This window comes from Lysobacter sp. K5869 (genome assembly GCF_018847975.1).
Taxonomy (GTDB): Bacteria; Pseudomonadota; Gammaproteobacteria; order Xanthomonadales; family Xanthomonadaceae; genus Lysobacter.
Window position 1 is genome coordinate 4,459,154 of record NZ_CP072597.1, and the last position, 12,760, is coordinate 4,471,913.

Here is a 12,760-nt window from a genome sequence, read left to right on the forward strand (position 1 = left end):
CGCCCTGGGCTCGCGGAATCGGCGAACGCCGCGACGAGCGAGCGGATGTCCGCGCGAAAAGAAGCAGAGCGGGCCTAAGCCCGCTCTGCTTCGCGCCTCGCTTTGCGCGATCCTCGCAACGCCTCGCTTTCCGCGACTATCGCAACGCCCTGCGCTTCCCGCCGTCGCCGCGATCAGCGGCGACGGCGGCCGTTTCGCGGCTCAGCGCTGCACGGCGCAAGTGAAGCTCAACGTCGCCGTCGCGCCCGCCGCCAACTGGCCCAAGGTCACCCCGTTCGCCAGATCGCCCACGGTGATCGCCCCGGACGGACACGCCGCGCCCGCGCACGTCACCGCATTCGCCGCCGGGCAATCCAAACCGGCCTGCGGCGTATCGCGCACCACCGCACCGGTCACCGCCGTCGCCGCGTGGTTGGTCACCACCACGCTGTAGGTGGTGTCCGTGCCGCCCACCACCGTATCCCCGGTCTGATCCGACGCTCCGCTCGCCGGCGTGTTGGTCTTGGTGATCGACAGATCCGTCGTGCGCTGCGTGTTGGTGAACGTGCACACGATCGCACCGTCGCCTGCGGCGATGGTGAGCCCATCGTCGGGATCTGTGTCGGCCGCGCCGGTGCACGCCAACGCGCTGTCGTACTGGCCCGTGTTGGCCCCCGCCAAGGCTTCCTGCAGCGTCAGCGTTTCGCCCGCGAACACCGTCACCGGCGTCGCCGAGGCGTCCACCTCGTTGGAAGTATCGGCGCGCGAGTCCAGCGTCCCGACTGCGGCGCCGCCGCGCGACACCGACACCGTGGCGTTGTCGCCGACCGTCGCGCCGGACCATTGCTTGCGCAGCGTCAGCGTCGTCGTGCGCGGGGTGTTGGTGTAGGTGCATTCCGCCGCGTTGGTGCTGGTGATCGTCAGCGTGTTGGCTTGCTGACCGTCGGTACCGGACAGCGTGTGATTGCCCGTACACGCTACCGTCGTGGTGTAGTTCGCCACGTCGGTGCCGCCTTCGGCCGGCAGCGTGATCGTATTGCCGACCGTCACCACCACCGCCGCGCCGCTGTTGGCCGCCGTCGGCGCGGTCGCGTTGAACGATGCCGTGTTGTTGGTCCCGCCCGTGGTCGCGCCGATGGTCACTTGATTGCCGGTCACGCTGCCCGCCGCCCAGGCCTTCGACAGCTGCAGCGTCGTCGTACGCGGCGTGTTGGTGTAGGTACATGTCGCCGGGTTGGCGCTGGTGATCGTCAGCGTGTTGGCTTGCTGGCCGTCGGTACCGGACAAGGTATGGTTGCCCGTACACGCCACTGTCGTGGTGTAGTTCGCCACGTCGGTGCCGGTTTCGGCCGGCAGCGTAATCACGTTGCCGATAGTTACATCGACCGCCGCTCCACTGTTGGCCGCCGTCGGCGCGGTCGCGTTGAACGATGCCGTGTTGTTGGTCCCGCCCGTGGTCGCGCCGATGGTCACTTGATTGCCGGTCACGCTGCCCGCCGCCCAGGCCTTCGACAGCTGCAGCGTCGTCGTGCGCGGCGTGTTGGTGTAGGTGCACGTCGCCGGGTTGGCGCTGGTGATCGTCAGCGTGTTGGCTTGCTGGCCGTCGGTGCCGGACAAGGTATGGTTGCCCGTACACGCTACCGTCGTGGTGTAGTTCGCCACGTCAGTGCCGGTTTCGGCCGGCAGCGTGATCGTATTGCCGAAAGTCACATCCACCGCCGCGCCGCTGTTGGCCGCCGTCGGCGCGGTCGCGTTGAACGATGCGGTGTTGTTGGTGCCGCCGGTCGTCGCGCCGATGGTCACTTGATTGCCGGTCACGCTGCCCGTCGCCCAGGCCTTCGACAGTTGCAGCGTCGTCGTTCGGGGAGTGTTGGTGTAGGTGCATTCCGCCGGATTGGTGCTGGTGATCGTCAGCGTATTGGCTTGCTGGCCGTTCGTGCCGGACAGCGTGTGATTGCCCGTGCACGCCACCGTCGTGGTGTAGTTCGCCACGTCGGCGCCGGTTTCGGCCGGCAGCGTGATCACATTGCCGACGGTCACATCCACCGCCGCGCCGCTGTTGGCCGCCGTCGGCGCGGTCGCGTTGAACGATGCCGTGTTGTTGGTCCCGCCGGTCGTCGCGCCGATGGTCACCTGATTGCCGGTTACGCTGCCCGTCGCCCACGCTTTCGCCAACTGCAGCGTCGTCGTGCGCGGCGTGTTGGTGTAGGTGCATTCCGCCGGGTTGGTACTGGTGATCGTCAGCGTGTTGGTTTGCTGGCCATTCGTGCCGGACAGCGTGTGATTGCCCGTGCACGCCACCGTCGTGGTGTAGTTCGCCACGTCGGTGCCGCCTTCGGCCGGCAGCGTGATCGTATTGCCGATCGTCACCGCTACCGCCGCACCGCTGTTCGCCGCCGTCGGCGCGGTCGCGTTGAACGACGCGGTGTTGTTGGTGCCGCCGGTCGTCGCGCCGATGGTCACTTGATTGCCGGTCACGCTGCCCGTGGCCCAGGCTTTCGACAGTTGCAGCGTCGTCGTTCGGGGGGTGTTGGTGTACGTACACACGGCGGCATTACCGCTGGTAATGGTCAGCGTGTTGGTCTGCTGGCCATTCGTGCCGGACAGCGTGTGATTGCCCGTGCACGCCACCGTCGTGGTGTAGTTCGCCACGTCGGTGCCGCCTTCGGCCGGCAGCGTGATCGCGTTCCCCACTGCCACCGTCACCGCCGTCCCGCTGTTGGCCGCCGTCGGCGCGGTCGCGTCGAACGACACGGTGTTGTTGGTGCCGCCCGTGGTCGCACCAATGGTCACCTGATTGCCGGTAAGACTGCCTGTCGCCCAGGTCTTGGCCAGCTGCAACGTGGTCGAACGCGTGTTTGTGAAGGTGCAAACGAAATCGGCACCGGCCGTCACACTGCCCGCCGGAATCGTATAGGTCGTGCCGGTCAGCGAGCCGACCGTGGAACCGTTGTTGACGCAGGCAGCGTCGGTCAACACGAAGTTGGCGGGCAGCGCGGTCTCGCCGATGGTGATTGCCGTGTCTGCGGTGGACACACCGAACGGCTGCAGGCCGGCAGCGCCGTTTCCGTCCACTTGCTGCGCGGCGCCGGCGGTGACGGTGGTCGCGGTACCTGTGGTTTGAGTCGTATTGGTTAAAGTGAAATTGAACGGACCGCCCACGCCGCTCTGCGTGGTTTTGTTCAAGGTCAGGCACCCCGGGTCTACCGTGACAGAGGCCGTGTTGTTGTCGCTGCCGCCGGGATTGGGCGTAGTGAAGTCCGCCTGCGCCCCGGTCGCTTCGGCCAACGGCGTAACGACCGTGATGGTGGAGGTGTTGACAGTGGCCGCGCATTGGCCCGCCGCGACCGTGCCGGTGACCGTATACGTCAAGGTCGCACCCGCCGCGCCGTTGCTGCCCGCCGCCAAAGTCACAGGCGTGGCGTTGATCGCGCCCGTGCCCGTGGCGGCCGGACACGTGGCCCCACCGGTGCCGGCGCAAGTCCAGCTGAACGCGGTGAAGCCGGCCGGCAAGGCATCGGCGAGGGTCGCTGTGGCATCGTGCGCGTTCAGATCAGTGCCGGTGCCGACCGTCGGACGCGCGGTATTGTTCCGGTAGGTAACGGTGAATACGGCGCTGCCGCCCGGCGCGGGATTGGCATTGGCGACGGTCTTGGTGGTCGCCAAGTCGACGTCGTTGTCGATGATGGTCACCACGCCCGGCGTGGCGGCATTGTTGCCGCAAGTCTGCGTTGAGCCCACCACGTAGGCGCCCTGCCTCGCCACGATGCGCAGATCGATCGTCTCGTTGTTCTCGATGATCGTATCGTTGTTGACGGTAACGAGATTGGTCAGGGTGAGTGTCGTCGGCACCTCGTAGCGGCCTGCCGGGATAGTGACCGAGTTGATCGTGTAGTCGGTGCCCTGCGTCGCGGTCGCCGTAGCGGCGTTCTCGAAATCCAACACCAGACCGCCAGCCGGAACGGTACCCACGATGCGGATTTGAGGACTGAGGGTATTGGCCGCTGCCCCCTCCCGGCGGGTACCGGCGATGGAACCGGTGAATTCGACGACAGGATTCAGAATGATGTCCACGCTGTCGAGAAAGTTGCCGACGCTTGTGCCGCCGGAACCCGTCGAAATCGCGCCGAAACCGAAATTGTGCGTGCCATTGGCACCGCCATAGACGAATGTTCCGTTGTAACGGCGCCACCCGTTCGTCGACGCCGAAGTGGAGCAGGACGCGGACTGCACCAAGCCGTCGGTTGCGCCGCTCACGGTGTTGGTTTGCGCCGCCGAGAACATCGTGCCGCCGCAAGCGACCGTACCGCTGTTGCTGTCGTTGCCGACGTTGGTCGTACTGACGCGCACCACGGTATTGCCCGCACCGTCGATATTGAACTCGGCGACATCCGCCACCGTGGAGCTGCCGCGGCCACGATGCAGCATGCTGTAGCCGACCTGTTCGTTATTGAACAAGCAAACCGGTTGCGACAAGCGGCCGTTGCTATAGGCATTGAGTTCGGCGAACTGACTGCCTTCCGCGGCCGACACGCCGCTGAAAGCCGTGTTCCAGATTTCGATGGTGCCCGCACCGGTTCCGGGGTTTCCCTGCGGGCAACCGCCCGCGCCGCCATTCGTTTGAACGGGCTCAGTGGTCGCCCAGCCAGGCGCGTCCTCGATCCGGGTGATCAAGAAGCAGTTAGGCGGAACGTCGAACGTAGGCGGCGCCTCGAAACCGAGATTACGAAAACTGCGTTGAATCTGCGCTTCGGCCGGCAGAGCGACCAAAAGAAGCGCCAATACCGCCAGCCCCAGCGCGACGATGCCGGACCAGCTGCGAGAACGCTTTTTTGCGTGAGCGGCTCCCCAAACCGCAGGCGCCCGCTTTCGGGCAGTCCTCCTCCGCGCCAATGGCCCCGCATCCGCCGATGGGGAGCCGATCACGGCCCGCAGCGACTTCCCTCGTGCAGCGACGGCCCAGGCATGGATGGCGGCGGTGACGCTCATACGGCGAAATTCCCAGTTAATCGCATTCGTTATTAGCGGTTATCGGCGCAGGCACACGAAAGCGGACAGGTCGGTGCAGCCATTGCGCCCCCAGTGCGGACAGGTCGGTGCGGCCATTGCGCTCCCCCTGCGGACAGGAAGGCGGCAGCAGTGAAACGCCCGTTGCTGGGCGATCGGGCCGAGGCACCGGGGTGCCTTACGGCGGCAGCGCGTATACCCCGATGGTTGCCGGGTCGCCGGCGGACACGTTCGCGGCCCCGCATGGCGTCGGCCGGCCGCTGCTTGAGCCGCGCAGTTCAGCAAAGCGGACTCCTGGTCGCCATAGCATGCCGACATCGGGCGCGGCGCGGCTCCGCGCGACAGGTGTGCCCGCCGCGTATCGACGCCCGGGCAGCGACGCCGCGAACTCGACGATCGGCGATATTTGAAGGCCGGATTCGAGTACACGCGATCTCAAGATCGCCCCCCCCTTGGCCCGCGCTTCGTGCGGCCGCCGCTGTCGCGCGCGGCGGCGGAATCGGGCCATTACGCGACCGGGCGCCGCGCATTCCCCCCACGCAAAGAAAAAGCGGGCCGAAGCCCGCTTTTTCTTGATCCGACGATGGCACGGAGGCTTACGCCGCCGGCACGCCCCCGCTGTCTTCCACGCCCTTCATCGACAGGTGGATGCGGCCCTGCATGTCGATTTCCAGCACCTTGACCTTGACCACCTCGCCTTCCTTGAGCTTGTCGGAAACCTTTTCGACGCGTTCGTTTCGGAATCGCCGGGGGAGCTGCCCAGCTCCTCCTAGAGCGCCTTCATCAACATACGGATGCGGCCTTGGCTGCCTGCCGCCTTCAGTGCCCCCAGCCTTAGCGCTGCACGGCGCAAGCGAAGCTCAACGTCGCCGTCGCGCCCGCCGCCAACTGGCCCAAGGTCACCCCGTTCGCCAGATCGCCCACGGTGATCGCGCCTGGCGGACACGCCGCGCCCGCGCAGGTCACCGCATTCGCCGCCGAGCAATCCAACCCGGCCTGCGGCGTATCGCGCACCACCGCACCGATCACCGCCGTCGCCGCGTGGTTGGTCACCACCACGCTGTAGGTGGTGTCCGTGCCGCCCACCACCGTGTCTGCGGTCTGATCCGACGCTCCGTTCGCCGGCGTGTTGGTCTTGGTGATCGACAGATCCGTCGTGCGCTGCGTGTTGGTGAACGTGCACACGATCACGCCGTCGCCTGCGGCGATGGTCAAGCCGTCGGCCGGATCGGTATCGGCCGCGCCGGTGCAAGTCAGCGCGCTATCGTATAAGCCGCTATTGCTTGCGACCAATGTTTCCGCCAATCGTACTGTCTCACCTACGAGGACGTCCGCCGCAATCGGATCGGTATCGATTTCATTCGCCGCGTCCGCATTCGAGTCGAACGTCCCAAATACCGAACCGGCGCGCGAGATCGTGATCGATGCATCGTCCCCCAACCGCGCGCCGGACCATTGCTTGCGTAGGGCCACCGTTTTGAGGATCGGTGTATTGGTGTAGGTGCAGGTCGTCGCGGTAGCGCTGGCCGCAATGGTCACGCTACGGCCGACCGCGCCGCTAGGCAACTCGCTACCGCCAGCACAGGCCACTGCAACGTTGTAGTTCGCAGAGATCGCACCGCCACCGAACGTCTCCGCCGGAAAGGCCACCACATCGCCTGCGTACACCGTCACAGCCGTGCCCGTCGTCGCCGCCGGCGCGGTCGAACTGAACGCCGGATTCGCCGTGCCGCCAGTAGTGGTGGCGCTCGCAGTGTGGCCGTCGACTGCACCGGGCTCCCATCTCTTGGCCAGGTTCAACTGCTGCGCGATGCGGCTATTGGTGTAGGTGCACGTCACTGCCGTCGACGGCACCGTGATCGTCCGCGACATCCCTGTTCCGCTCACCGTCACCGCAGAATTGTTCGCGTCGGCACATTCGATGGTCGTAGTGTAGTTACCCGCCACGCCGGTCGTGAACGCCTCGGTCAAGGTTACCGTCGCGCCCACGTTCGCCGTCGCCGTCGCATTCGTCGATGCGCCGCCAGCCACCGAACTGCCCGTGGTCGCGCCGCTGCCTCCGGCGATCGACAGACTCACCGCGTCATTGGCCTTACCGTTGACCCATGCCTTCCTCAAAGTCACGGGCGCCGTCAGCGTGTTGGTGAACGTACAGGCGATGTCGGCCGTCGCGGTCATCGCCGAGCTGGGGAGTACGACGGAGCCTCCGCTGGCGCCATTGACCGAATAAGTGGGAGTGCCGGATGGCAGGCCGGTACAGCGGATGCCGCTCAACACAAAGCCGGTAGGCGGAAGCGTCTCGGTCAGCGTCGTCGCAGTGTTGGTCGCGCCCAGCCGCTGAGTCGCGGCGGTGACGGCGGTGCCCGCGGTGGCGGTCGTGATGTTCTGCGCGCTGAAGCCGTTGGTTCCGGTGAAGCTAAATGTGCCTGTGCCGCCGTTCGACAATTTTGTCACCGTCAACGTAGGCAACGGGCAGGTCCCGGTGCCGATCTGGAAGTCGTCAAAAAAAGCGGCGGCGAAAGGAGGATTTCCGGGATAAGGATCCTGGGTTTGGTTGAACAAGTACACCCGGATGAAATAAGTGGTGTTGGCCCGCAAGAAAGGAAACGCGCCGGTATCGGTCGCAACGAAGGCGTATCGGTCGAGTGCGCCGCCGCCATTGACCGTTGCAGCGTTAGTGATAGTAGTCACATTGCTGCTGAAATCGGCCACCGTGGAAACCTGGACGGTGTATTGCCATCGTTCCAACCCCCACCCGCCGAAACCGGTACGTTTGAAGAACGTACGCGGGGACAAGTCGGCAGGGGTCGTGAAGCTGTAAGTCAAAAATCGGTTATTGGCGACCGCGTCGGCGAAAGTCGAGTTTCGCAACGTGCCGCTGGCTGCCTGATAGATGAAGCGCGTGCCCCAGCTCGAAGTGCCGTTCGTCGCCGAGGCCACCAAGCCGGAACCCACGACTTCCGGACCAGCAGCGCTCACAACCGCGGCATCCGCGGTCGGCGGACCATAAATGAGGCTGCCGGCAGGCGCGTTCGGCCAGTAACCGTCCTGACCGCGGCCTTGCGCGGGATTGTTGTGGAACCACCCCGCGACGAACGTTCCGGATACCGTTGCGCCTTGCGAGCATGTCGGCTCTTGCGCGGATGCGTGTCCCACCACGCACATCAACAACAGCGCCGCGCAAGCACGCAACCCAAGAACTCCATAAGACTTCCGCATCGACTCGACGCTCCTGATCAAGCCGCTCACGACAAACGACCACGTTAAGCGCAGGCCAATACCAAGCCGAGCCTTCAAGCCGGTACCAGCGAACTTTTCGGGGCAGACGCCGGGCCAGGCACCTGAGTCGCGCGCGAAGATACTCATTATTTAGTTCGGTCCTGAAGAGCGTAGCGCTCTGTTTCTTTGCTCTTTGTGCAGCGCTGGGCACGGACAGCCTCCCCAATACGCCCCCTGCCGCCCCATATGCCTTGTAACGAAATGCAGCACATGCTCTATCCAACGCAATCGAAGTTCGCGGCAAAAAGCGGACGTTCGCGACCAAACCTCGGTTCGCCCGCAGGGGCGGACCGCGTCGCACGCGGAAAGTCGCTCGTCAACGCGGCGGCAAGAAACCGTTGAGGCCGCAGAGCTTACGGTCACTCGTCTGCACCACCTTCTGATCGATGCGCGCATGTACGAAACCCGCAGTGATCTCACCGTGCCGCAACCCCAAGGAGAAAGCGGGCCGAAGCCTGCTTTTTCATGGTCCAGTGATAGCCTGAAGGCGGGTCGTTGCCCCTCGTCCTCTTCTTCAACCTTCATCGGTAGGCGGCAGCCTTGGCCTGCTGGCTGACGATACCGACTCCCTTCCAGCTTCAGCGCTGCACGGCGCAGGTGAAGCTCAACGTCGCCGTCGCGCCCGCCGCCAACTGGCCCAAGGTCACCCCGTTCGTCAGATCGCCCACGGTGATCGCCCCGGACGGGCATGCCGCGCCCGCGCACGTCACCGCATTCGCCGCCGGGCAATCCAAACCGGCCTGCGGCGTATCGCGCACCACCGCACCGGTCACCGCCGTCGCCGCGTGATTGGTCACCACCACGCTGTAGGTGGTGTTCGTGCCGCCCACCACCGTGTCTGCGGTCTGATCCGACGCTCCACTCGTCGGTGTGTTGGTCTTGGTGATCGACAGATCCGTCGTGCGCTGCGTGTTGGTGAACGTGCACACGATCACGCCGTCGTCCGCGGCGATGGTCAAGCCATCGTCCGGGTTGGTATCGGCCGCGCCGGTGCACGCCAACGCGCTGTCGTACTGGCCCGTGTTGGCCCCCGCCAAGGCTTCCTGCAGCGTCAGCGTTTCGCCCGCGAACACCGTCACCGGCGTCGCCGAGGCGTCCACCTCGTTGGAAGTATCGGCGCGCGAGTCCAGCGTCCCGACTGCGGCGCCGCCGCGCGACACCGACACCGTGGCGGTGTCGCCGACCGTCGCGCCGGACCATTGCTTGCGCAGCGTCAGCGTCGTCGTGCGCGGCGTGTTGGTGTAGGTGCATTCCGCCGCGTTGGTGCTGGTGATCGTCAGCGTATTGCCGTTCTGCTGGCCGTCGTTGCCCGACAACGCATGGCCGCCGGTGCAGGCCAACGTCGTGGTGTAGTTCGCCGCATCGGCACCGGTTTCCGCCGGCAAGGCGATTACGTCGCCCACCATGACCGTCACAGCGTTTCCGCTGTTCGCCGCTATCGGCGCCGTCGCGTCGAAGGTCGTCGTATTGTTGATGCCGCCGGTGGTCGCTCCGATAGTCACCCGATGGCCATCCACGCTGCCGCTCGCCCACGCCTTGGCCAATTGCAGCGTCGCGGTACGCGGGGTGTTGGTGTACGTACACACCGTCGCCGTCGCGCTGTCGCTGACCACGATCGTCTGCGGCGGCGCGCTTGCCGCCAGCGTGGTGCCGCCCGTGCAAGCCACCGTCGTGTCGTACTGCGCTTGGCTCGCTCCGCCGGCGAAGGTTTCCACCGGCAACGTGACGCTTTCGCCGGCGAACACGGTCGCGGCGACGCCGGTGGTCGCAGTGGGAGCGGTCGAGGCGAAGCCGGCGTTGTTGGTCGCACCGGCGGTCGTCGCCCCGGCGGTGTGGCCCGCTGGGCTGTTCGCGCCCCACTCCTTGGCCAGGCTCAATTGCTGCGACAGCCGGTTGTTGGTGAAGGTACAAGCGATCGCATTGCCCGTCGCGGTGTCCTGAACCGACAGATTGAAACTCGAGGTCGCCGCATCGAAGGTGCCTGTGGCGGACTGCGCCGCGCCGCCGGGAGCGGTCACGGTGCAATTCGCGCCGGTCAACGCCCAGCCCGCCGGCACGGTCTCGGTCACCCTGGTCGCTGTCGCCACGGCCGTCAGCGTCTGTTGCGTGCCGCTCGTGCCCGCTCCGCCCGCCGCTGTCGTGGTGATCGTTTGATTCTCGATACCGTTCGTTCCTGCGAACTGGAACGCACCGGTGCCGCCGTTCGACACCTTAGTCAGCGTCAGATGCACGGGTTGGTCGTCGTTGGTGATCGTGCAGATCACGGTGTCGCCCGCCGCCAAGCTCAGATTGTTCCCGACCACCGCAGCGGCGCCGTTCACCACGCAGCTGTATTGCGAGGCGGTGTAACCGGTCGGGCCGTTGGTTTCGGCCAGCGTGTACGCGCCGGGGTTCACCGTCGCATTGGTCACCGCCGCAGCGCCTTCGGTGCCGCTCAGATTGGTAGGTCCCGTGGCGGTCAGCGTCCACGCGGTATCAAGCGCAGTGCCGCCGTTGTCGTTCACTACCGTCTTCAGCAAGGTCAGCCGCGACGGCGTATTGGTCAACGTGCACGAAATCGCCGCGCCGCGCACGGGCGTGATCGCCAGCGAACCGTTGAATGCCACGCCGCTCGGCAGACCGGCCTGCAGGCCGTTGGCGTCCGTGCAGGTGATTCTCGCCGCGTAGTTCGCCAGCTGCGCGCCGCCGGAGCCGGCTTCGGTGAGGAAATACTGCGTGCCCGACGTGGCATTGAAGGTTCCGGTCGTGCCCGTGCCGGCGGTAACGGTCGAGCCCGTTCCCGTCGTCGTCGCGTTCGCGGTCGAATTCACCACCGTGCCGGTTGCGCTGCCAGTGCGGATGGCGACGGTGAATTGGTCGGTATTAGCCACACGGCCGCCGCCCAGGGCCTTGGACAATCGCAACGTAGTCGGGCAAAGCGCTGTTCCGATCTGGAAATCGTCGTAATAGACCGAATTCGGTGCGACTCCCCCATCGACGATACTCCCAGTGCGGTTGTACAAATAGACGCGAAAATAGTAGGTCGTGCTTGGCGCCAGATACGGATACTCGGCGGTGGGATATGGCTTGTATTGATAGCCCCCGGTGGTGGTGCTAACGGTCAGATCCTGGGCAAGTGTCGTATAGCTCGAGAAATCGGCCTTGGTGGAAGCCTGCACTGCAAACTGAAACACGCTTGTTCCGGTGGAGCCAAGCCCAACCAAATCAAAGAACGTGGCGGTATTGAGTGTGGCAGGGGTCGTGATCTGATACTGCGCATACACCTGATTGGTAATCGCCTGAGCGTAGGTGGAGCCCACTCCCACCCCCCTGCAAGCCCAGCCATCCCTCGCATATAAGGAACAGCCCAGCCCAGGGCCGGTGAAGAAATTTGCAGCGCTGGCAACCACCGCTTGATTGGCGCCGGGAGGGCTGGTATCCCAATAATTGATCGTCGCTGCCGACGGGTCATTCGCCGGATCGGGCCACACGCCATCCTGCTTGAGCGTACCTGCCGGGCGATTGCTGAACCAGCCCGCCACAAATCTGCCGTTCGTCACGCTACCGCCGGCCCCGCAAGTACTCTGGGCATGGGCAGAAAATGCGGCCATCAGAAGCACAAAGGCGACAAGCACAAAGGCGACAAGCACAATCCCGCGTGGCTTGGACCGGTTCTTCGCCGCTAATAGACACATATCAATTGACCGCGCAGTTGAAGGTCGTGGCGGTCAGCGTCTTGCAGGTATCCCCCTGCCGCACCGCGCCGCAGCGCCCCATGGGAATCGCCCTGTTATCCGTGCCGAACACCTCGCGGTATTGGGCCCGGGCGACGGAAAACGGCAGCACCGAGCCGAGCACCAAGGCAACCATGCCCATGACGCGGCGCAGGGTGGAACCGGCAGACCGCGCCAAGTGGTGTTTTGCTTTCATCGCTGAACCCTGTGTGAGATGACCCTACGCTTGCGATGGCTAGCCCTTTGTGTACCGGCTCACCGTGCAATCGAAGGTCCGGAGGGCGCTTTCCCCGTTTTCGATTCGCCCACACCGTGATCACTCGCCCATCGCCCGCAAATCAGGACATCGCACATAGGAACCGGAGTCCTGGCCGGTCATGAAGGTAGCGGCCAGCGCGGTTTGCGCATTGCCTGCGGCGCATTGGTGCGTCGCCTGCGCCCGCGCCGGAGTCGCCGAACACAGGCTCAGCGCCGCGATGTCTGCCGCGATGTCTGCCGCGAAGGCGACACGCAAACGCGACTCTCGTCCAGGCTTTTCGCCTTGTCGCATGCGAACCGCGGTGCCCCGCGGTCACCGCCATCTGGCATTTCGTTCCGTCCGATGGCGGGCTACCGCCGGCCAGACGTTTGGCCGGCAACCGGCCAGCCCGCGTCCACCCCGTCTCTGCCTGGGCGGCGGCGCCCAGGCCCCAGCCCGAGCGCCCACGGCAAGGCACCACCGACGGTCTCGAACTTGCACTACGCGGCATTGGATCAGTGGTCTGAAGACCCACGTCCGGCGA

General features: G+C 65.4%; 5 protein-coding genes and 1 pseudogene. All 6 read right to left on the reverse strand.

Annotation, left to right across the window (positions count from 1 at the left end):
- Nucleotides 1-201: 201 nt before the first annotated feature.
- The 6 genes and pseudogenes from J5226_RS18655 to J5226_RS18680 all read right to left on the reverse strand — a co-directional run bounded on the left by J5226_RS18655 (nucleotide 202) and on the right by J5226_RS18680 (nucleotide 12,528).
- Nucleotides 202-4,968 carry a DUF11 domain-containing protein gene (locus J5226_RS18655; RefSeq protein ID WP_215836002.1) on the reverse strand — a complete coding sequence of 1,589 codons (4,767 nt, stop codon included), beginning with the start codon at nucleotides 4,966-4,968 and terminating at the stop codon, nucleotides 202-204.
- A gap of 614 nt (nucleotides 4,969-5,582) precedes the next feature.
- A pseudogene (locus J5226_RS18660) lies at nucleotides 5,583-5,720 on the reverse strand (S1 RNA-binding domain-containing protein); the annotation flags it as partial.
- A gap of 100 nt (nucleotides 5,721-5,820) precedes the next feature.
- Nucleotides 5,821-8,352, reverse strand: coding sequence for a DUF11 domain-containing protein (locus J5226_RS18665; protein ID WP_215836003.1), 2,532 nt, complete (start codon nucleotides 8,350-8,352; stop codon nucleotides 5,821-5,823).
- A gap of 491 nt (nucleotides 8,353-8,843) precedes the next feature.
- A complete protein-coding gene (locus tag J5226_RS18670) occupies nucleotides 8,844-11,564 on the reverse strand; it encodes a DUF11 domain-containing protein (RefSeq protein WP_215836004.1) in 2,721 nt (906 codons plus the stop codon).
- Between the two features lie 376 nt (nucleotides 11,565-11,940).
- Complete coding sequence (locus tag J5226_RS18675) at nucleotides 11,941-12,174, reverse strand: hypothetical protein (protein ID WP_215836005.1); 234 nt, start codon at nucleotides 12,172-12,174, stop codon at nucleotides 11,941-11,943.
- Between the two features lie 120 nt (nucleotides 12,175-12,294).
- Nucleotides 12,295-12,528, reverse strand: coding sequence for a hypothetical protein (locus J5226_RS18680; RefSeq protein ID WP_215836006.1), 234 nt, complete (start codon nucleotides 12,526-12,528; stop codon nucleotides 12,295-12,297).
- Between the last annotated feature and the right edge of the window lie 232 nt (nucleotides 12,529-12,760).

Bases quoted from the DNA above. Each gene is read 5' to 3' on its own strand.
- J5226_RS18655 (WP_215836002.1), bottom strand. From the start codon at position 4,968: ATGAGCGTCACCGCCGCCATCCATGCCTGGGCCGTCGCTGCACGAGGG.
- J5226_RS18665 (WP_215836003.1), bottom strand. From the start codon at position 8,352: ATGAGTATCTTCGCGCGCGACTCAGGTGCCTGGCCCGGCGTCTGCCCC.
- J5226_RS18675 (WP_215836005.1), bottom strand. From the start codon at position 12,174: ATGAAAGCAAAACACCACTTGGCGCGGTCTGCCGGTTCCACCCTGCGC.
- J5226_RS18680 (WP_215836006.1), bottom strand. From the start codon at position 12,528: ATGCGACAAGGCGAAAAGCCTGGACGAGAGTCGCGTTTGCGTGTCGCC.